Here is a 20,387-nt window from a genome sequence, read left to right on the forward strand (position 1 = left end):
CATGGACCGAGGGGACCCGACCGGACGTCGTCGCACAGCGAAGGGACGCAGGGATCCATGGCCAAGCAGAACGTCGCCGAACAGTTCGTCGACATCCTCGCCCGCGCCGGGGTGAAACGCCTGTACGGCGTCGTGGGCGACAGCCTCAACCCCGTCGTCGACGCGGTCCGCCGCAACTCCGCCGTCGAATGGATCCACGTCCGGCACGAGGAGACCGCCGCCTTCGCGGCCGGCGCCGAGGCCCAGATCACCGGGCGGCTGGCCGCCTGCGCCGGCTCCTGCGGACCCGGCAACCTGCACCTCATCAACGGCCTGTACGACGCCCACCGCTCCATGGCGCCCGTCCTCGCCCTCGCCTCGCACATCCCGTCCAGCGAGATCGGCCTCGGCTACTTCCAGGAGACCCACCCCGACCACCTCTTCCGCGAGTGCAGCCACTACTGCGAGATGATCTCCAACCCCCGGCAGATGCCCCGCCTGCTGCACACCGCCGTGCAGAACGCGGTCGGCCGCGGCGGCGTCAGCGTCGTCACCCTCCCCGGTGACCTCGCCGCCGAACCGGCCCCCGACAAGGCGGCCGAGACGGCCCTGGTGACCGCCCGCCCCACGGTCCGCCCCGGCGACGAGGAGATCGACAAGCTGGTCGACCTGATCGACCGGGCCCAGAAGGTCACCCTGTTCTGCGGCAGCGGAACCGCGGGCGCGCACGCCGAGGTCATGGAGCTGGCGCAGAAGATCAAGTCACCGGTGGGGCACGCCCTGCGCGGCAAGGAACACATCCAGTACGACAACCCGTTCGACGTGGGGATGAGCGGACTGCTCGGGTACGGCGCCGCCTACGAGGCCACCCACGAGTGCGACCTGCTCATCCTGCTCGGCACCGACTTCCCGTACAACGCCTTCCTGCCGGACGACGTGACCATCGCCCAGGTCGACGTACGGCCCGAACACCTCGGCCGCCGCTCCCGGCTGGACCTCGCCGTGTGGGGCGACGTCAGGGAGACGCTGCGCTGTCTCACCCCGCGCGTGAAGACCAAGGACGACCGGCGCTTCCTCGACAAGATGCTGAAGAAGCACGCCGACGCGCTGGAAGGGGTCGTCAAGGCGTACACCCGCAAGGTCGACAAGCATGTCCCCATCCACCCCGAGTACGTGGCGTCCGTGCTCGACGAGGTCGCCGCCGACGACGCCGTCTTCACCGTCGACACCGGCATGTGCAACGTCTGGGCGGCCCGCTACATCACCCCCAACGGCCGCCGCCGCGTCATCGGTTCCTTCTCCCACGGCTCCATGGCGAACGCGCTGCCGATGGCGATCGGCGCGCAGTTCACCGACCGCCGCCGGCAGGTGGTGGCGATGTCCGGCGACGGCGGATTCTCCATGCTGATGGGCGACTTCCTCACCCTCGTCCAGCACGATCTGCCGGTGAAGGTCGTGCTGTTCGACAACTCGTCGCTCGGCATGGTGGAGCTGGAGATGATGGTCGCCGGGCTGCCTTCGCACGGCACCACCAACAAGAACCCCGACTTCGCCGCCGTCGCCCGCGCCTGCGGGGCCTACGGCGTCCGCGTCGAGAAGCCCAAGCAGCTCGCCGGCGCCCTCAAGGACGCCTTCCGGCACAAGGGGCCCGCCCTCGTCGATGTCGTCACCGACCCCAACGCCCTGTCCATCCCGCCGAAGATCAAGGCCGAGATGGTGACCGGGTTCGCGCTGTCCGCCTCCAAGGTCGTGCTCGACGGCGGCGTCGGCCGGATGCTCCAGATGGCCCGCTCCAACCTCCGCAACGTGCCCAGGCCCTGACCGCGGCTATTCCTCCTCCTGAGTCCAGCGGCGGGCCGAGGTGTCGTAGGAGTGCCGGGGCAGGCCCTGGACGGCGCTGGTGCGGAACGGGCGGCCCCGGTCATCGATCCGGACCGTGCCGGTGCGGCTCTGCGAGGACCAGTCCAGCTCCAGCCACCAGCGGCAGTCGCAGCCCGCCGTCCGCGCGGTCACCAGCAGCACTTCCGGATCCTCGGCCGACACCCGGTACGGCATGCGGACCGCCGGGATCGGGGTGCCCGCGTCGTTCCCCGCGACGGGGCGGGCGAGCGGCCGGTCCCGGTCCAGGTCCACCGCGAAGTGCCGCGGGGTCAGCGCGCCGCCGCAGCCCTCGTCCATGGCGTACACGTGACCCGGGGCCGGCTCGGCACGCCCGGCCACCCGCACCCGCAGCGCCTCCAGGACCACCGCCGTGGCGGACCGGCCCTGCACGGAGATCCGCACGGTGGTCTCCCCGCCGTGCACCGCGCCCTGCGCCGCCGCCCACGCCCCGGCGTCCTGCGGGGCCGGAGGCGGGGGGACCCGGGCGGGCGGCCTGCCGATGACGTAGTCGTGCCCGCAGCCGTGCTCCCAGACCTGCGAGTCGGCGGTCCAGGCGAGCGGCACGGCCGCCTCGGTGGGGGCGGGTGCGCGGGTCCGCGAGGCCGCCGGGGAGGGGCTCGTCGCCGCCGGGGACGGGACGGGCGCGGCCGCCGCTGCGTCGGGGGACGCCGAGGGCGTGCGGGGCGGAGGGCCGCTCGGTGTCCCGGTGGCGGGTGCCGCGGCCGCCGTACGGGCGGACGGGGCCGCCCCGGCGGAGGATTCGCGGCCGGTGGGCAACGCGGCGAGGCTGCCGGCCGCGGCCAGGGCGGCGCAGCCGACGGCGAGGGCGACGGCGGGGCGCCGGCGCCGGTACCAGGGCGCCGGCTCGGGACCCGCGGCCGGTTCCGCGTCGGGCGCCGGTGACCGCGGTCCCGGCGATCCCGGTCCCGCGTCCGGCCCCGGCGGTTCCGGTCCCGGTGCCGGCGGGGCTGCCGGTGCCGGGTGCGCGGGCGGTGCCTCCACCGGTTCCGGCCCGGCCTGCGTCCGAGGTCGGCGGCGTGCCTCCACCGCCGTCAGCCAGCGGCGGTGCAGCTCCACGCGCTCCTCGGGCGTCGCGCCGCACAGCGCGGCGAACCGCTCCACGGGCGCGAAGTCCTGCGGCACCGCGTCACCGGCGCAGTAACGGTGCAGCGTGGAGGTGTTCATCTGGAGCCGGCGGGCCAGCGAACCGTAGCTGCGGTCCGTACGTTCCTTCAGCTCCCGCAGCAGCGCCGCGAACCCGGCGACGCCGTCGTCCTGTCCGGACACCCTTCCCCCGATGCGCTCGCGTCCCCGGAACGGCATCCCAGGAACTCCCTGTATGTGCACGTCAGACGGGGTGGGATGGTTCCATGCCGAGCGAGGCGGCATCCCTTGTTGCGCCCGTTCGCCCCGCCCGCCGATGCTCTGGGGGCCATCAACGACCCAGTCGCACAGGGGGAGACCCATGTCCGTCCGTACCCGAGCCGGTGCGCTCGCCGCGCTCGCCGTCGCCGCAGTCACCGGCCTCACCGCGCTCGCCGCCCCCGCGGGAGCCGTATCCGCGCCCGCCTTCCTCTCGGCCGCCGAGCTGCCGCCGCACCCCTCGTCGTCCTGGACCGCCGGGAAGGTCACCGACGGCGTCCCCGACGAACTGCGGCTCTGCCTGGACGAGGTGTTCCCGGGCTACGACTCCCGATACCGCCCGTTCCACACCGACCTCGACACCTCCGCCCGCCAGCTCACCGTCGTCACCGGCTCCGCCGCCAAGGCGAAGGCGCTGGCCGACCGGATGAACGCGCTCATCCGGTCCTGCGCGGACCGCGTCGAACAGGAGGACCCCGAGACCGAGGCCGCCTACCGGAGCTACGGCCGGGTCCGCGCCGAGGAGGGCGCCCGCGTCCACGGCCTGCACACCCGGACGTCCTGGGGCGCGACGGACGTCCGGCTGCTGTCCGTCGGACGCGACGGACGCACCGTGACCGTCGTGGAGTGGTCGCAGCTCGGCGACTTCGGGGACGCGCCGGTCCGCGCCTTCCGCAAGACGACGGCGACGGCGGTGAACAAGCTGTACTGATCCGAGCGCCGGCGCGACCGGCCCGGGACGGTCGCGTTCCGGCCACTTTCGCCCCGTCGGCGTCCGGACGGCCCCGGACGCCGGACGGCCGCCGCCGGGACGACTCCCGCCCCAGCTCTTGGCCGTGTACGGCCGGATCGGCGGTCCGCAAGAGACAGTTGAGCCGATCTCCGCCACTCGGGCAGGAGGCCGGACGGGCCTCCTGGAGCCACTCGGACCGTCCGCCGCCGCCCCGGCCGTGGCCGAACACCCGGTCGTCGGCGATCCCGCAGGACTGGCCCGGTGCCCGATGGGCATGGATCCCCGTGAACGTGTTCGAGCAGGAGGGAAACCGACATCGGCACGCGGGCGGGGGACATGAAGAGGCAGGTACGAGGAGGCGGGCCCACCACGGTCGGGGTCTTCTCGACGGGGACGGCGGAGGACGGGACCGACGGCGCGGCGGAGCAGGCCCCGACGCCACAGCTCAGGCGCAGACTCGAACGGGCGGACCTGCGGGCCGTCCCCGAGGTGCGGCGGGCCCTGCGCGAACTGCTGCGGCACTGGGGGAGCCCCGGCCGTTCGGACGTGGCGGAGCTGCTGACCAGTGAACTCGTCACCAACGCGCTGGTCCACACCGACGACGAGGCGATCCTGACGGCGACCGTGGGACCGCACGGTCTCCGGGTGGAGGTACGGGACTTCGTGGCCCGCCGGCCCCGGTTGCGCGTACCGGCCGCCGACGACGGTACGCACGGCCGCGGTCTGCTGCTGGTCCAGTCGCTAGCCGCCGCGTGGGGCGTACGGCCGCACGCGGTGGGCAAGTCCGTCTGGTTCGAGCTGGACGCGGACGCCGCGTAGGGACGCGGTGGGCCGACGGCGAACGGGAGGGGGCGCGGCCCGTGCGGCCGCGCCCCCTCCCGTCGTCGCCCGGTTCCCCGCCCGGGCTAACCGAACTGCTGCTCCAAGTCCTTGAGCTTGCGCTCCAGGTGGTCGAGGCGCGGCAGGGCCTGGGTGTCGTCCTCCGCGGTGAGGTCGACCCTGACCGGGTCGGCGGATCCGCCGCGGACCGGCTGAAGGGAGGGCCGGTGGCGCACCGGCAGCGGCTCCGGAGCGGATATGGCAGGCTCCGCGGAGGCCATCTCGTCGGAGCCCTGCTCCACCGGTGACAGCTCCACCTGCCGGCCGCCGCCCCGGCCGGGGAAACCGCGGTGGCCCCGGCTGATCGCCTTCAGCCGGGCGCGCTCCAGACGTTCCTCGTCGCGCCGGCGCAGCCGCTCCCGCTCCTTCCGGCGCTGGTCCTCGCGCACCTCCTCGACCGCCTCGTCGAGGCTGCGCACACCCTCCAGGAGCATCAGGGACCAGGCCCGGTACGTCTCCCGCGGGGCCCTCAGCCAGCGCACGATCCGGATCTGCGGCAGCGGCCTGGGCACCAGACCCTGCTCGCGCAGGGCGGCCCGGCGGGTCTGCTTCAGCGCCCGGTCGAAGAGCACGGCGGCGGACAGGGACATGCCCGCGAAGAAGTGGGGGGCGCCGGCGTGGCCCGCGCCGCGGGGCGCGTGCACCCAGTTGAACCAGGCGGCGGCGAAGGCGAAGGTCCAGACGAGTATCCGGGAGCCGAGCGCCGCGTCACCGTGGCTGGCCTCGCGGACCGCCAGCACCGAGCAGAACATCGCCGCGCCGTCCAGCCCGAACGGCACCAGGTACTGCCAGCCGTCGGACAGACCGAGGTTCTGCTCGCCGAAGCCGACCAGGCCGTGGAAGGAGAGAGCCGCCGCGACCGCGGCGCAGCAGAAGAGCAGGACGTAGGAGACGGTGCCGTAAACGGCCTCCTTGCGTCTGCGGCGTTCCTCGTTGCGCTCCCAGGAGTCGTCGGCGCGCGCGTCCTTCCCCGCGGTCCGCTTGCCGCGCGCGAGCACCGCCACCGCCGCCAGCATGCCCAGGAGCAGTACGGCGCCCGGAAGCAGCCAGTTCAGCGATATCTCGGTCAGTCTCATCCGGTGGTCCCTTGCCTCGGGATTGGGCGTGACGCCCGTCATGGTGGCCCAGACCCGTGAGCCTCCAGGGGCGTTCGCGGCAAGAGGCCGCCAAGGGGGTGCCTGAGAGACGCCCGAACCGCCGATCTGCTCGAACTGCCGTACGCCGTACGGGGGTTGCGTTCGAACGGGACCATCCGGACGGGTGGTTCCCGGCGCGGCCGCGCCCTGCCGTGCCCTGCGCGTACCGGTGGTGGACCCGGGGGTGTGGCCGCCCGGACGGCGGGCCGCGGCGATCTCCCGGGCGCCAGGTGACGCCTCGGGTCGCCGGTCAGGCCGCGGCGGCCGCCGTCAGCCTGGCGATCCGGTCCGCGTCGCAGGTGCGCGGGCAGGTGGCGCAGGTGTCCTCCGGGCGCACGGTGTAGAACATGCAGCAGCTCGCCCGGTCCCGGGTGGGCAGCGACTCGCCGTCCGGGCCGGTCAGCTCCCGGAAGGCGGCCGAGCCGACGTACGGCTTCGTCGCCCCCGGCAGCAGCAGCTCCAGCTCGTGCCGCGCACGCTCCTGTTCGCCGAGCAGGTGGGCCACGTACCACAGCCCCTCCACGACCTCGTCGGTCGCCATGCCCCACAGGGCCCGGCCCCGCCGGCGCATCCGCGGGCCGAAACCGCCGAGGACCGGTTCCAGGTGCTCGGCGACCGCCGCCCGCACCTCGGCGCGCAGCGCCTCCTCGCCCGCGACCACCCGGGCGCCGGGCAGCGCGGCGGCCGGGTCGCCGGGCAGGCAGGCGAAGGCGGTGGGCCGTACGGCCATCCGGCCCACGGAGAGACCCGCGGCCGTGCGGTCGAACGAGACATGCGTCACGGGGAAGCGGGGGACCCGGCGGTGCAGGAACCACGGCACGGTGATCAGCAGGCAGGCGGGCCAGGCGTAGCGGTGCAGGCCGAAGCTGGCGATCACGTCCGGCCGGGCCTGCTGTCCGTAGTCGCGGAGGACCTGGGCGTCGTCCCAGGCCAGGAAGGCGTCCAGGTCGTCCCCGCCCTGGGCGAGCGCGGCGGCGGACACCCAGCCGCCGCCCTCGGGGGCCGGGTCCGCGGGGCCCAGTTCCGTGACGGCCAGGCCCGGGAACGCCTCGGTGAGGCGGGCGTACGCGTCCGCGACGGCCGACGAGGGCACAGGCATACCGGGACCACCGATCGAGATCGAGAAGAGGTAAGGCTTACCTTAGCGAATCTCTCGGAAATTTGAACTACTGCGTCGGCCGCCTAAGGTGCTTGACGACCGCGTGACAACCGGCCGTAATCTCCCCAACCGGCGAAACCCCCGGCAACCGCCGACAACCGTCGACAACCGACGACAAGTCCGTCAGGAGGACCCCGTGAAGCAGACCGCGCACGGTCCCGCCGGGACGGGGTCCGAGGCGCCGGATCGCCCGGCGGGAGCCGACGAGACCACCGCCGTCCGCGTGCCCGCGCAGAGCCGGCCCGCGGCTCCCGCGCCCGGGCCGTCAGGCGGGGACGCCGCCGCGGCGCGCGGCGAGCACACCCACGGGGAACGGCCGGTGCCCCGGGCGCCCTCCGTGGCGGAGCCCGCCCGCCCGGTCGTGCAGCGGTCGTCCGTGCGCGGGCAGATCCTCCAGGCACTGCGCTCCGCGCTGGTCACGGGGGAACTGCGGCCCGGCGAGGTCTACTCGGCACCCGCGCTGGGCGAACGGTTCGGGGTCTCGGCGACGCCGGTCCGCGAAGCCATGCAGCAGCTCGCGCTCGAAGGCGCCGTCGAGGTCGTGCCCAACCGGGGGTTCCGGGTCGTCGAGCGGGACGCGCGCGAGCTGGCCGAGCTGGCCGAGGTGCGGGCGCTGATCGAGGTGCCCGTGCTGCTGCGGCTCGCCCGCACGGTGCCGGCCGCCCGGTGGGCCGAACTGCGGCCCCTGGCGGAGGCGACGGTGCGGGCGGCGGCCTCCGGGTGCCGGGTGACGTACGCCGAGGCGGACCGGGCGTTCCACCGGGCCGTACTGGGGCTCGGGGGCAATGTGCAGTTGGTGCGGATCGCCGATGACCTGCACCGGCGGGCGCAGTGGCCGCCGGGCGGCGCGGCGGCGGGGCACGCGCGGACCGAGCTGATGGCCGACGCGGCCCAGCACGTGGGCCTGCTGGACGCGCTGATCGCCGGCGACCCGGAGAGCGTGCGAGCCCACGTCGACGACCACTTCGGCACCCCCACCCCCTGACCACACCACCCCGCACCCCAAAATAGCGCGGGGACCGAGCAAGAACCCTTGCCCCTCAGTGGCGCGGGCAACCGCGCGAAGACCCACATGCACCCGCACTCACCCACGGTCCGGACCCCCACTGCCCTCAGGGGCGCGGGGAACTGCGCGAGAACCCCCCACGCACCCGCACTCGGAACCGCGCCGCCCCCGGAGGGGCACCGCTCAAGCCGTCGCCGCGTCCGGCGCCTGGGGTGTGAGTCGGCGGGCCAGCCAGGTGGGGACGCCGCCCAGGAGGTGGAACAGGCGCCGGGCCTCCTCACGCAGACGGGACGCCTCGGGCTCGGCCTCCGCGTCCGCGAGGGACACCAGCGCGGGCGCCGTACCGACGAGGTAGCCCAGTTCCTCGCGGATCCGCAGCGACTCGGCGAATCCGTGCCGGGCCTCGGCCAGTTCGCCGTCGCGCAGGGCGAGCCCCGCGAGGTGCCGCCAGGTGAAGGAGAGCAGCAGCGCGTCGGAGTGGGCGGCGGCCCCGGTGTGGGCGCGGCGGTACGCGGCCCGCGCGGCCTGCGGGGACCGGGTGAGGTTCTCCGCGAGCAGGCCGCGGCGGAAGTCGAGCAGTGCACGGGCCGGCGACCCCGGAGGGATCAGCGCGGCCGCCCGGCCGAGCGCGGCGCGCGCCTCGTCGGCCCGGTCGCGCACGCCGAGCAGGGTGGCGGCGTAGGCCAAGTACCCGCGTTCACAAGCGGCGGCGCCCCGTTCCCCGTCATCCTGGGCCAGTGCCTCGGCCGTGCGCAGCGCGTCCTCCGCCTCCTCCCAGCCCTGCTCGGTGTACAGGCACCGTTCGACCAGCAGCGCCGCCCGTTGCAGGGCCGCCGCCGGGGTGACCGGTCGGAGCAGTGCGGCGGCATCGGCCCAGCAGGCCCGCGAGCGCAGCCGCCATACCGCGGTCTGGAGTGGATCGTCACCGGCGGTCGTTCCGTTACCAGACATGGCGGTATACGCCACCTCGCCCTCCCCGAGCACGCCATCGAGCTGTTGAGTGGTGGCCGCATCTCAGCACGGATCCACCGGCCCGGCCAAGAGGGTGGGTGAAGGATTTCACAAAGTCGTGGGACTCTCGCCCGCGGAGGTTTCAGCTCATGCGCAGCGCCAGGAAGAAGTCCAGCTTGTCCTCCAGGCGGGACAGGTCACGGCCCGTCAACTGCTCGATGCGGCCCACCCGGTAGCGCAGCGTGTTGACGTGCAGGTGCAGCCGGGACGCGCACCGCGTCCACGAGCCGTCGCACTCCAGGAAGGCCTCCAGGGTCGGGATCAGCTCCGCGCGGTGGCGGCGGTCGTAGTCGCGCAGCGGGTCGAGGAGCCGCGCGGTGAAGGCGCGGCGGACGTCGTCGGGGACGAACGGCAGCAGGAGGACGTGGGAGGCGAGTTCCTGGTGGCCGGCCGCGCAGACCCGGCCGGTGCGGGCGCCCGCCACCCGGCGGGCGTGCCGGGCCTCCTCCAGGGCGCCGCGCAGCCCCTCGGCGGAGTGCACGGCCGCGCTGACGCCGAGCGTGATCCGCCCGTCGCCGTCCAGGCCGGCCGACAGCGGGTCCCGTACGGCCGCCAGCAGGGCGTCGGCGACGACGCCGGTCTCGGAGCCGTCGTGCTCGGCGGAGACGGCGGGCAGGGGGACGAGGGCGATCGCCTCGTCACCGGAGTGGGCGACGGCGATGCGGTCGGAGGGTTCGGGCCCGGTGGCGCCGGGGTCGACCAGGATCTCCTCGAGCAGCGACTGGGCGACCGGGCCGGTCTCGCTCTCGCCGCCGTCCCACTCGACCCGGGCGACGACGACCTGCCAGTGCGGGGCCGCGCCGAGGCCGGGCAGCAGCACGGGGGCGGCCACCCGCAGCCGGGCGGCGATCTCGGCGGGCGCGGCGCCGGTCTGCACCAGTTCCAGGACCTCCTGGGCGAGCCGCCGCCGCACGGTGCGCGCGGCGTCCCGCCGGTCGCGTTCCACGGCGATCAGCTGGGTGACGCCCTGGAGCAGGTCGAGCCGTTCCTCGGCCCAGTCCCCGGCGTCCGCCTCGACGGCCAGCACCCAGTCGGACAGCACCGTCTCGCGTACGTCCCGGGCGGCCTGCGGGGCACGTGCGCTGCTGCGGACCGGGAAGAGGGAGTAGGTCGTCGCGCCGGCCGTCACCCGGTGCGGGCCGCGGCGGCCGGTGCGGGCGGCGGCCAGGTGCTCGGCGGCGAGCTTCGCGCACAGCTCGGCGGGCAGCGCGGGCCCGGCGGCCTTGGACCCGGCGATCAGCCGTCCGGTCGGCGACAGCACCCAGGCGCGCAGGTCCAGGTCGGTGCCGAGCAGGTCGAGGACGACGTCGGGGCCGCCGCCCGCGGGGCCGGAGGTCATCATCCGCCGGTGCCGGTCGACGACGGCCGCGAGGTCGCCCGCGCGTTCCCCGGAGACCTGCCGCACGACGTGCTCGGTGATCGTGGCGAAGGCCACGGACTCGTGCACCGCGAACAGCGGCAGCCGGTGCCGCGCGCAGGCCGTGACCAGGTCTTCGGGGACGTCGCCCAGTTCCGCCTCGCCGGCCGCGAGGGCCGCCACGCCGGCCTGCGCGAGGATCCGCACGAAGGGCTCGGAGTCGGCGGCGTCCCGGCGCCAGGCGAGGCCGGTCAGCACCAGTTCGCCGCCGGAGAGGTAGCGGCTGGGGTCCCGCAGGTCGGTGGTCATCACGCCCCGCACGGTGCGGTCCAGCTCGTCCTCGCCGCCGAGCAGCCTGAGGCCCAGCGCGTCGGTGTCCAGCAGTGCGCGCAGCCGCATTCTCGTCGCCGCCGTTCTTTGTCTCGAAACTTACGATGAAACTGATGGTGGTGGTGGGGTTCGGTCCGCGGACCGTTCGACGGACCGCCACACGGTCGTCCGGTGCGGTTGCTCGCCGTCTCCCCGGATGGTGTCCCAGGTCACGCGGGACGGACCGGGCGTTTCCAGAGGAAAACAGAGAGGTTGCCGAGAACCTCGGTTCATACGAATCTACAAGATGACCGCCGTGGCCAGCCAACTCCTTCATGGTTTCGGTGACTGACCCGCTCCGAGCGCAGCGCTGTGTACTGGCTCCCATCCACGTGAACGACACATGAACGAGCCCGGACCGCCGCACACGGATTGGCTCAAATCCGTACGACCCCCACGAGACGAGGAAGAGAGCCGGTCATGGACTTCCTTCGCCCCGCACGCTGGGAGCAGGCGCCCGCCGCCGAGGCCGGGCACCCCGCCGCGGTGCCCGGCGCGGGCGGCACCGACGTCATGGCCGAGATCGACGTCGGTCACCGCCGGCCGGACCACCTGCTGGACCTGTCGACCGGACGCCGGTCCGCCCCGAGCGCCTGACCGGCGCCGGACAAGACCCTCCGGGCGGTGCGGCAGGAACGTCACAGCCTCCTCGCGCCGCCCGGAGCACCCACCCCAAGCACCGCACCGCTCGCGGGACTTGGACAGCAGCACTGATCGTTCGTCTCGGGCCGTCCCCCGGGTCGTGCGGCCGAAGCACCATCCCAAATCCCGCAGCCGCCACCCCGGCGGATCCCATGCGGGTGTCCCTATGAACCTTGGGAGCAGGCCCACATGACCCAGCAGTCACTGGAGCCGAAGACCGTCGCGGAGGACGCGGGCGCGGGAACCCGCGTTCCGGCCGGACGGTCCTGGCTCGACCGGTACTTCCACATCACCCACAGAGGATCCACGGTCGCGCGTGAGGTGCGCGGCGGCATCACCACCTTCATGGCGATGGCGTACATCCTCCTCCTCAACCCCCTCGTCCTTTCCGGCAAGGACGCGGCGGGGGACACGCTCGCCCAGCAGGCCCTGATCACCGCAACCGCGTTCGCGGCGGCCCTCACCACGCTGCTGATGGGATTCGTCGGCAAGGTGCCCCTGGCGCTCGCGGCCGGCCTGTCCGTCTCCGGGGTCCTCGCCTCCCAGGTCGCCCCGCAGATGACCTGGCCGCAGGCCATGGGGATGTGCGTGCTGTACGGCGTGGTGATCATGCTGCTGGTGGTCACCGGCCTCCGCGAGATGATCATGAACGCCATCCCGCTCGCCCTCAAGCACGCCATCACCATGGGCATCGGCCTGTTCGTCGCCCTGATCGGCCTGGTCAAGGCCGGGTTCGTGCACGAGAACCCGGACCTCGGCGGCGGCCCGGTCCTGCTCGGCCCCGCGGGTGAGCTGGCCGGCTGGCCGGTGCTGCTCTTCTCCGTCACCCTGCTCGGCATCTTCATGCTCCAGGCGCGCGGCATCCCCGGCGCCATCCTCATCGGCATCGTCGGCGGCACGGCCCTCGCCGTGATCCTCAACGCCGCGGGGGTGATCGACCCCAAGCAGTGGGCGAGCGGAGCGCCCGAACTCCACGGCAGCGCCGTCTCGATGCCCGACTTCTCCCTCTTCGGCCACGTCGAGTTCGGCGGCTGGGGCGAGGTCGGCGCCATGACCGTCGGCATGATCGTCTTCACCCTGGTGCTCGCCGGGTTCTTCGACGCCATGGCCACCATCATCGGCGTCGGCACCGAGGCCCGGCTGGCCGACGAGAAGGGCCGGATGCCGGGCCTGTCCAAGGCGCTGTTCATCGACGGGGCGGGCGGCGCGATCGGCGGCGTGTCGGGAGCGTCCGGGCAGACCGTGTTCGTCGAGTCGGCCACCGGTGTCGGCGAGGGCGCCCGCACCGGACTGGCCTCCGTGGTCACCGGCCTGTTCTTCGCGGCCTGCCTCTTCTTCACCCCGCTCACGGCGATCGTGCCGGGCGAGGTCGCGGCGGCGGCCCTCGTGGTCATCGGCGCCATGATGATGATGAACGCCCGGCACGTGGACTGGGGCGACCGCGCCACCGCCGTCCCGGTCTTCCTCACCGTCGTGATCATGCCGTTCACGTACTCCATCACGGCGGGTGTCGCCGCCGGCGTCATCTCCTACGTCGCCATCAGGACCGCCCAGGGCAAGGCCCGGGAGATCGGCGCGTTCATGTGGGCCCTGACCGCCGTCTTCGTGGTGTTCTTCGCCCTCAACCCCATCGAGGACTGGCTGGGCGTGCGCTAGCCGGACGGACAGGTCCCTCCGCCGGCTCACTGTCCCGCGGCGTCGTCCGCGCCGTGGCCGCCGCGGGCGGTGCCTGTCCGGCCGCGGCGGCCGGCGCCGTGCGGCGGGGCGGGCCGGACGTGGTGAGGGCGCGGGCCCGCGGCTCACGCCCTCGACGGCCTCACGGCTGTCTGAGCAGCCGGTTGACAGCCCGGCCGAAGACCGCGCGCGCCGCCGCCTCCAGCGGCCGGTCGAACAGCGCGGGCAGCAGTCGTACGCCCAGCTCCTCCCGCCAGATCACCCGCGCCCGCCCGCCGGGGCCCGGCCGGACCTCCAGTTCCGCCCAGCCGAGGACGAGCCGGCCGCGCTTCTCCAGACGGCACCGCCCCGGCGAGTCGTCGCCCGGCGGCTGCCACACCGTGACCTCCATCCGGTCGTCGAACGACAGCGGGCCGATCCCCGAACGGGCCACGAAGACCGTCCCGGCCCGGCTGGGCGGGGGAGTGAGCACACGGACGCGGGTCAGCGGAACGGCGTCCGCGTGCCGGGGCCATGCGGTGAGCCGGCGCCAGGCCTCGGGCAGCGGCAGCGGAACCGTGCGTTCCAGGGCAAAGGTGACCACGTCGCGATCCTAGGCGGGCGGAGGTCTCCGCCGCGCACCCGCGGCAGGGGTGCGCGCCCCCGTCGGCCGTCCTGGGCGGAGGTGCACGCTTGGACCGCGCTCCCGCGGCAAGGGTGCTCGTTTCCACCAGCCGTCCGAGGCGGGGGTGGCCTGGACCGCGTTCCCGGGGCAAGGGTGCTCGCCTCCGCCGCGCTCCCGCGGCGTCCCGCCTAGCGGTACACCTCTCCCGGCTCCGCCTTCCCGGGCGCCAGCAGCTGGGGCACGGTCACGAAGACGTAGCCGCGCTCCTTCAGCGCGTCGATGATCCCGGGTACGGCCGGCACGGTCCCGTCGTAGATGTCGTGCAGCAGGATGATCCCGTCCCGGTCGGCCTGTTCCAGGACCCGCTGCTCGATGAGCGCGGAGTCGTTCGTCGTGTAGTCCTTCGCCGTGACCGTCCACAGCACCTCGGAGAGCCCCAGCTCGCGGCAGATCTCGTGCACCGTGTCGTCGGTGCGGCCCTGGGGCGGGCGCACGAGGGTGGGGCGGCGGCCGGTGAGGCGTTCTATCGCCTCGTTCGGGCGCTCCAGCTCCGCGCGTATCTCGTCCTCGTCGAGGCTGGTGAGGATCTTGTGGTCCCAGGTGTGGCTGGCGACCTCGTGGCCGTCGGCGGCCATCCGCTTCACCAGTTGCGGGTACTTCTCGATGTGCCGCTTGCCGAGCAGGAAGAAGGTCGCCGGGACCCGCTTCTCGGCGAGGATGTCGAGCAGCCGCGCGGAGTGCTCGCCGGGGCCGGCGTCGAAGGTGAGCGCGATGCACTTGGCGCGGCGGCAGTCCACGGTGCCGAAGGCGGCCGCCCCGGAGCCCGCCGCGGCTTCGGCGCGGACGGTGCTCGGCGCGGTGGTGTCCAGGCTCGTGCACCCCGTCAGCACGAGCGTCGGCAAGAGGGCCGCGGCGGCGATCGCCGCCGTACGGAACCCCGTCGCCCTTCTCTTCATCTTCTTGGTCGCAGAAGGCATGCCGGGACTATACATGGCGTGTATACGCGCGGTTTATAGCGTGTGAGCCGTCCCCGCGACCCCGCTGCCGCGTTTGATCCTGGCGCACCTTGGCACCCGCGAAAGAGCAGTTCAAGCCAGGGGAACCGACGCCGGAAGGGGCCGCGCATGACCGCCTACGCCGTGGTGATCCCCACCCTCGTCCCCGGCTCCCTCGCCGACTGCCTCGCCGCGCTCGCCGCCTCGATCGGCCCCGGGCCGCGGCAGATCGTCCTCGTCGACGACCGCGCCCACCCCGACCCCGGCGCCCTCGACCACCCGCTCACCGTCCTCGGCGACCTCCGCTCCCGCGTCACCGTGGTCGCCTCCGGCGGCCGCGGTCCCGCCGCCGCCCGCAACGCCGGCCTGCGCGCCGTCACCACCCCGTGGACCGTGTTCCTCGCCGACGACGTCCAGCCCGGCCCGCACTGGTGCGCCCAGCTCGACCGCGACCTCGCCGCCGAGGCCCCGGACATCGCGGGCAGCCAGGGCGTCATCGCCGTACCCCTGCCCGGCGGACGTGCCCCCACCGAGACGGAACGCGAGACCGCGGCCCGCGCCCGCGCCCGCTGGAGCACCGCCGACATGGCCTACCGCACCGACTCCCTCAAGCAGGCCCGCGGCTTCGACGAACGCTTCCGCTGCGCCCACCGCGCGGACGTCGACCTCGCCCTGCGGCTCCTCGACGCCGGACTGCGCATCCGGCAGGGCCGCCGCACCAGCATGATGCCCGCGCCTCCCGCCGAGCGCTGGGCCTCCCTGCGGGCCCAGCGCCGGCACGCCGACGACGCCCTCATGCGCCGGCTGCACGGCCCCCGCTGGTGGCACCGGGCCGTCGCACCCCCCGGCCGCCCGGCCACCCCGCTCGCCGTCACCGCGACCGGCACCACCGCCTGCGCGCTGGCCCTGGCCGGACACCGGCGAGCCGCCCTCGCCGCGGCGCTCGGCTGGGCCGCGGGCACCGCCGCGATCGCCCGGACCCGCATCGCCCCCGGACCCCGCACCCACGACGAGGTGACCACCCTGCTCGTCACCAGCGCGCTCAACCCGCCCGCCGCCACCTGGCACCGGCTCGCCGGACGATGGCGGCACCGCGCGGCGCGGTCCTGGCGGGACGTGGCCGGATGACCCGCGCCGGGGCCGTACGCCGCGGCCCCCACGACGTGCTCCTCGTCGGCGGAGGCGTCCTCCTCGACGGCCTCGTCCTCGACGGCGGCACCGGGTCCGCCGCCCAAGCCACTTGCCGGTCCGCCGGCCGTCGCCCGGTGCCGTCCGTTGCCGCGGCCCCAGGGCGGGCCCGCGGCCGTCGCCCGGGCCGGGCGCCAGGCGCCGGGCGGGCCGCCTGAGGCGGCGGCGAGGACGAGCGTCCGTCACAGACCGGCGGCCGGCCGCCGGCAACCGTCGAGTGCGGACAGCAGACCGTCCACGCCGTCCCGTACGCCACCGCGGGCGAACTCCCGCCGTACTCCGCGGGCGGCCTCCCGCCCCGCCCCCAGGCACCAGTCCCACCAGCGCTCCAGCCCTTGCGCGTCCACGCTCCCGGCGGGCAGCAGCGCGGGCCACCGGCAGGCGCGGGCCTGGGCGGTGACCTTCGCGCCGCCCTCGACCGGGTCGACGGCCAGCGCGGGGGTGCCCGCGCGCAGCGCCAGGACCAGGCCGTGCAGCCGGTCGGTGACGACGAGGTCGAGACGGGCGAGGACGGAGGAGAGCTGGGCCGGCGTCGCGCACAGCCGCCAGTCGCGGGTGTCGAGCCGCGTCTCCAGCTCCAGCCGGGCGCAGTCCTTGCCGGCCAGCCAGCGGGTCACCCGCTCGGCGACGAGACCGTGCCGCCGCCGCGCGCCGTACTCGTGCTGGCCGTGGGTGAGGATCACCCCGGCCACGGGCCGGGCCGGGTCGGCCGGTGCCTGGGCCGCCAGGTCCGTCACCGGCTCGGCGCCGGGCGCGTCGCGGGCCACCACCCGGTGGAACCCGGTGGCGGCCGGCGCCCCCGGGTCGATGACGGACGTGCCGACGGCGATCCGCGTGCAGTGGGCGAACCGCCGGTGCAGGCCCTCGATCAGCGGCCCGTGCAGGGGGCCGCAGACGAAGACCAGGTGCGAGTACCGCTCGGGCCGCACCTCGTCCAGGTGCCGCTCCCGGGGCCGGAAGCCGGGGCTCCAGACGACGTCGTAGGGCCATCCCGCCCGGGCGAGCACCTCTTCGACCCGGGCGAGTGCCAGGACGTCCCCGGCCGTCGCCTCCCCGTCGTGGAAGCTGAACCACCCGGTGAGCAGGATCCTGCGTGGTGCGGTCATGGCGGGCCGAGTGCCCGGGCGTGCCGGAGCTCAACCGCCGGTCGCCCCTCCCCGGGCGAGGAGGGCCGGTCGCCGGGGGCCGGAAGGGGTGGTGCGGGCGGGACCGGCGCTCACCGCCAGGGCGTCGCAGAGAGGCGGAGGCGCGCCTGCTCGCCGAGCAGCGGCCGGGTGGTCTCGGGGAACGGGACGTGCGCGACCCAGCGGCCGGCGGCGGGGTCCTCGTCGGTGAGCGGGCTGCCCTGCGGTTCGTGGTCCTTGATCGTGCCGGGGATCAGTGAGTTCCAGGTCGCCCAGATACCGGGCGCCGCGCCGCTGCCGACGTCCACCACCAGGGAGTCGGCGAAGTCGGCGGTCTGCTCCAGGTGGTCGCCGAAGCTGAGGATCCGGCGGTTCGAGCGCAGCGAGAGGATCCGTACGTGCAGGGCGTAGCGCATGGTGGGGCTGCCGGCCGGGCGTGGCAGGTCGGTGCGCAGAAACGTGGTCGCCAGCGGCACGGGCGGGGCGTCGGCGCCCTCGGCGGCGGCTTTCGGCAGCGCCAGCGGGCACCAGTGGGCGGCCTGTCGTTCGTGCACCACGACGGGCAGGCCCCGGATGGCCAGCAGCACTTCGGCCTGCCAGCTCACCTCGGGGTCGGCGGGCAGCCGGTGGCCGGTCAGCTCGGCCTCGATCCGGAGGTCGCCGAAGAGGAAGCGGCGCAGGTTCTGGTAGCCCTCCTCGGAGTTCACCAGCCCGTAGCGGCCGCTGTGGCTGCGGTGCACGAACGCCCCGTGGGAGCCCGGCACGGCGGCCTTGTCGATCTGCACCAGGCCGTCGCTGCGGGCGCCGACCACCGCGGAGGACATGCCCAGCGCCACCTCGTAGTCGGCCGGGTTGGTGCCCACCAGGCAGAACACCCGCCGCACCGGGAACCTCCCCGGCCCCTGGGGGATGGCCCGGGCGTCCCAGTCGTCCGGGGGCTCGTCACCGCGCCGTTCGGCGTCCGGGGTGAGGTAGGCGTACATCCGGCGGGGGCCGAAGATGTCACCGCCCTGGATGCCGAAGGTGTCCCGCAGCCGCTCGAGGACGCCGAAGCCCACGTCGAAGGAGATGCCGCCGTGCGGTGTGCCGTAGGTGAAGAGCTTGTCCACGTGTTCCGCCGGGTCCGTGCCCCGGTCGGGGAGGACCTTCTGCAGCAGGCAGCGGCAGACCAGCCCGCCCATGGAGTGCGCGACCAGGTGCACCCGGGGCGCACCGCTCTTCGCCTTGATCTTCTCGATCAGCCGCAGCAGGTCGGTGGCGGCGTCCTCCAGTCGGAATTCCCGCGGTTTCGCGCCCCAGCTGGTGGCGGACGCGTCGTAGAAGCGGTGCACCCAGATGCTGTCCGGGGGAATTTCCGGGTGCGTGTCCAGATACGACTCCTGGCCGCCTTCGACGAGAATGTGGTAGCCCTCGTCGAGGTGGAGGCGGAGCAGCGGGCTCTCGAACTGATGGAAGGTCGGTTTCTCGCCCGGCCCCACCCGCACGTGCGTGGATCCTTCGTTGAAGCCGTAGAAAGGATCCGTGACGGCCTTGTTGATTCCTGAAGTATCGCCCGCGAATCCTCTGACGTAGATGATCGGGAGCTTGTCCTGGCTGCTCATGGCCGGCTCCGGGAGGGGCGGAATCGACTCCATTTTACGTCCGGCCCTCCGTACCGGCCACCGCAGGAAATGCCGGGGCGGAGAGCGGGATCCACACTGGAGAGAGGGGAGTTGTCGAGAACCGGCGGACTGCCGCCGTGAGGAAGGAGAGGTAATCATGGCCTCCTTCAATCTCAGAAGTCCCCACGCGATCCAGGAAGCGCTGAAGGTGCTGGGATTCGACCCCGGTCCCAGTGACGGGATCGTGGGCCCCAAGACGAGGAACGCGGTCAAGGCCTACCAGGGCAGCAAGAACCTGACGGCCGACGGCATCGTCGGGCCCATCACCCGCAAGGCCCTGGCGGAGGACCTCCGGGCCCTGGGACACGACGTCACGGAGTAGGAGCGCCCCGCGTTCGCCCCGCCCTCCACCGCCGGAGCGCCGTCGCTGGTACCGGACGGGGCCGCGTGGTCCCCGCCCACGGCCCGGCGGACCGCTCCGGCGGTGAGCCGTGCGGGTCACCGCGGACGGCGGTGCGGCGACCACGAGCGGGTCTGCCCGCGACCCGTCGGCCTGCCCGGCGCCCACCGGCTCGTCGGTGGCAACTCGGTCACCAGGGGCGTCCGTTGGGACCGGATCGGCCCACGGCAGGAGCTGTTCGGGTGCGGTCGCGTCAGCGTGGGCCGGGGCAAGGCGTGGCCGGCACCGAGGAGTTGCGGCGGTGGCGTGCGCGGGACGGACGGTTCGCGGAGCTGTGGGCGCGGGCGGGGCCGGGGGGCGGTGGAGGGCGGCCGGGGGCAGAGGGCCGGGGGCCGGGGGGCGGGGGAGGTTCCGCCGCGTACCCGGGAGCGGTCCGAGCACTCCTTGGGCGGCGCCCCGGCGGCTCCGGCGCCGGGCGGCCGCAGCCCTCGAACCGGATGCGCGGCCATGTAGGAGTCTACGAAGCGGGGGTCCCGGCCTGCGGGAGTCTTCATGGCTTCCACCCCTAGCTGCCCCCGCCCCGTCGGCGGTGTACTCCTCACACGGCCTCGAATCGAACCGCGCTGATCCCCTACGGACCCCACCCGTAGTCCTGGACGCCCGTCCGCACGGGCAGGACGTCCGGGGAACCCTTCCCGCCCGTCTTCCGAAAGAAGTGACCGTGACTGCGCAGACCCATGAGACGAACGTCCAGGAGACCGAGCGTGCCTGGATGGACGAGGCGATCAGGCTGGCCACGAACAGCGTGATGAACGGCGGCGGTCCCTTCGGCGCCCTGATCGCCAAGGACGGCGAGATCGTCGCCCTCGGCAACAACCAGGTCACCGCGACCCTGGACCCGACGGCGCACGCCGAGGTGAGCGCCATGCGCGCCGCCTGCAAGCAGCTCGGCACCTTCTCGCTGGAGGGCTGTGTCCTGGTCACGTCGTGCGAACCCTGCCCGATGTGTCTCTCCTCGGCGCTGTGGGCGCGGGTCGACCGGATCGTCTACTGCGCCGACCGGCACGACGCCGCGGTGGCCGGCTTCGACGACCGCAAGTTCTACGACCTGTTCGACAAGAAGCCCCAGTCCATGTGGCCGACCCGGGTGGAGCAGCTGGACCTGCCGCACCGCACCGCGCCGTTCGACGCGTGGCTCGCCAAGGCCGACCGCGTCGACTACTGAGCACATCGGCCCCTGGACGCACCGGCCAGGCCGGGCACCCGCGAGCCGGGCGGCGCACGGAC

At 74.2% G+C, this 20,387-nt stretch carries 17 protein-coding genes and 1 pseudogene; 9 read left to right on the top strand and 9 right to left on the bottom strand.

Features of this window, described 5'->3' with window-relative positions:
* Positions 1–57: 57 nt before the first annotated feature.
* Positions 58–1,800: a pyruvate dehydrogenase gene (locus SGLAU_RS26165; protein WP_043504945.1), complete on the top strand. Its 1,743-nt coding sequence runs from the start codon at positions 58–60 to the stop codon at positions 1,798–1,800.
* Positions 1,801–1,806: 6 nt separating this feature from the next.
* Here SGLAU_RS26165 and SGLAU_RS26170 read toward each other — a convergent pair whose 3' ends face one another.
* The gene (locus SGLAU_RS26170; RefSeq protein WP_099052860.1) at positions 1,807–3,183 is read right to left on the bottom strand and encodes a helix-turn-helix domain-containing protein; all 1,377 of its coding nucleotides are present in this window, start codon (positions 3,181–3,183) and stop codon (positions 1,807–1,809) included.
* 142 nt (positions 3,184–3,325) lie between these two features.
* Here SGLAU_RS26170 and SGLAU_RS26175 point away from each other — a divergent pair, with 142 nt between their 5' ends.
* Together SGLAU_RS26175 and SGLAU_RS26180 are read left to right on the top strand one after the other, a co-directional pair.
* Positions 3,326–3,934 carry a hypothetical protein gene (locus tag SGLAU_RS26175; RefSeq protein ID WP_043504946.1) on the top strand — a complete coding sequence of 203 codons (609 nt, stop codon included), beginning with the start codon at positions 3,326–3,328 and terminating at the stop codon, positions 3,932–3,934.
* A gap of 357 nt (positions 3,935–4,291) precedes the next feature.
* Positions 4,292–4,774, top strand: coding sequence for an ATP-binding protein (locus tag SGLAU_RS26180; RefSeq protein WP_043504947.1), 483 nt, complete (start codon positions 4,292–4,294; stop codon positions 4,772–4,774).
* Between the two features lie 86 nt (positions 4,775–4,860).
* On the opposite strand, the gene SGLAU_RS26185 is transcribed toward SGLAU_RS26180, so the two are convergent.
* Positions 4,861–5,910, bottom strand: coding sequence for a DUF2637 domain-containing protein (locus tag SGLAU_RS26185; protein WP_043504948.1), 1,050 nt, complete (start codon positions 5,908–5,910; stop codon positions 4,861–4,863).
* Between the two features lie 310 nt (positions 5,911–6,220).
* Positions 6,221–7,069 (bottom strand): (2Fe-2S)-binding protein, encoded by an 849-nt coding sequence (locus SGLAU_RS26190; RefSeq protein ID WP_043504949.1) that lies wholly within the window; start codon positions 7,067–7,069, stop codon positions 6,221–6,223.
* A gap of 196 nt (positions 7,070–7,265) precedes the next feature.
* Between SGLAU_RS26190 and SGLAU_RS26195 the strand changes: the two genes are divergently transcribed.
* Complete coding sequence (locus SGLAU_RS26195) at positions 7,266–8,114, top strand: GntR family transcriptional regulator (RefSeq protein ID WP_043504950.1); 849 nt, start codon at positions 7,266–7,268, stop codon at positions 8,112–8,114.
* 204 nt (positions 8,115–8,318) lie between these two features.
* Here the strand turns inward: SGLAU_RS26195 and SGLAU_RS26200 are convergent, their stop codons facing one another.
* Together SGLAU_RS26200 and SGLAU_RS26205 are read right to left on the bottom strand one after the other, a co-directional pair.
* Positions 8,319–9,086, bottom strand: a complete 768-nt coding sequence (locus SGLAU_RS26200; protein ID WP_043507057.1) for a hypothetical protein — start codon at positions 9,084–9,086, stop codon at positions 8,319–8,321.
* Between the two features lie 142 nt (positions 9,087–9,228).
* Positions 9,229–10,902 carry a PucR family transcriptional regulator gene (locus SGLAU_RS26205; protein ID WP_043504951.1) on the bottom strand — a complete coding sequence of 558 codons (1,674 nt, stop codon included), beginning with the start codon at positions 10,900–10,902 and terminating at the stop codon, positions 9,229–9,231.
* A gap of 390 nt (positions 10,903–11,292) precedes the next feature.
* On the opposite strand from SGLAU_RS26205, the pseudogene SGLAU_RS34575 reads away from it, so the two are divergent.
* Positions 11,293–11,436 (top strand): annotated as a pseudogene (locus SGLAU_RS34575) (xanthine dehydrogenase family protein subunit M); the annotation flags it as partial.
* Positions 11,437–11,703: 267 nt separating this feature from the next.
* The gene (locus SGLAU_RS26210; RefSeq protein ID WP_043504952.1) at positions 11,704–13,170 is read left to right on the top strand and encodes an NCS2 family permease; all 1,467 of its coding nucleotides are present in this window, start codon (positions 11,704–11,706) and stop codon (positions 13,168–13,170) included.
* Between the two features lie 160 nt (positions 13,171–13,330).
* Here SGLAU_RS26210 and SGLAU_RS26215 read toward each other — a convergent pair whose 3' ends face one another.
* Positions 13,331–13,771 (bottom strand): SRPBCC family protein, encoded by a 441-nt coding sequence (locus tag SGLAU_RS26215; RefSeq protein ID WP_043504954.1) that lies wholly within the window; start codon positions 13,769–13,771, stop codon positions 13,331–13,333.
* Between the two features lie 209 nt (positions 13,772–13,980).
* Positions 13,981–14,769 (bottom strand): polysaccharide deacetylase family protein, encoded by a 789-nt coding sequence (locus tag SGLAU_RS26220; protein ID WP_244315261.1) that lies wholly within the window; start codon positions 14,767–14,769, stop codon positions 13,981–13,983.
* Between the two features lie 147 nt (positions 14,770–14,916).
* On the opposite strand from SGLAU_RS26220, the gene SGLAU_RS26225 reads away from it, so the two are divergent.
* Positions 14,917–15,915 carry a glycosyltransferase family 2 protein gene (locus SGLAU_RS26225; protein WP_043504956.1) on the top strand — a complete coding sequence of 333 codons (999 nt, stop codon included), beginning with the start codon at positions 14,917–14,919 and terminating at the stop codon, positions 15,913–15,915.
* Between the two features lie 242 nt (positions 15,916–16,157).
* Here SGLAU_RS26225 and SGLAU_RS26230 read toward each other — a convergent pair whose 3' ends face one another.
* Both SGLAU_RS26230 and SGLAU_RS26235 read right to left on the bottom strand, forming a co-directional pair.
* Positions 16,158–17,081: a polysaccharide pyruvyl transferase family protein gene (locus SGLAU_RS26230; protein ID WP_043504957.1), complete on the bottom strand. Its 924-nt coding sequence runs from the start codon at positions 17,079–17,081 to the stop codon at positions 16,158–16,160.
* Positions 17,082–17,191: 110 nt separating this feature from the next.
* A complete protein-coding gene (locus SGLAU_RS26235; RefSeq protein ID WP_043507058.1) occupies positions 17,192–18,700 on the bottom strand; it encodes an esterase/lipase family protein in 1,509 nt (502 codons plus the stop codon).
* 157 nt (positions 18,701–18,857) lie between these two features.
* Here SGLAU_RS26235 and SGLAU_RS36390 point away from each other — a divergent pair, with 157 nt between their 5' ends.
* Positions 18,858–19,082, top strand: a complete 225-nt coding sequence (locus SGLAU_RS36390; RefSeq protein ID WP_052413895.1) for a peptidoglycan-binding domain-containing protein — start codon at positions 18,858–18,860, stop codon at positions 19,080–19,082.
* A 739-nt stretch (positions 19,083–19,821) separates the two neighbouring features.
* Entirely contained in the window at positions 19,822–20,325 is a 504-nt protein-coding gene (locus SGLAU_RS26245) for a nucleoside deaminase (RefSeq protein ID WP_043507062.1), read from the top strand.
* Positions 20,326–20,387: the final 62 nt, after the last annotated feature.

The organism is Streptomyces glaucescens (genome assembly GCF_000761215.1).
In the GTDB taxonomy this organism is placed as follows: Bacteria; Actinomycetota; Actinomycetes; order Streptomycetales; family Streptomycetaceae; genus Streptomyces; species Streptomyces glaucescens_B.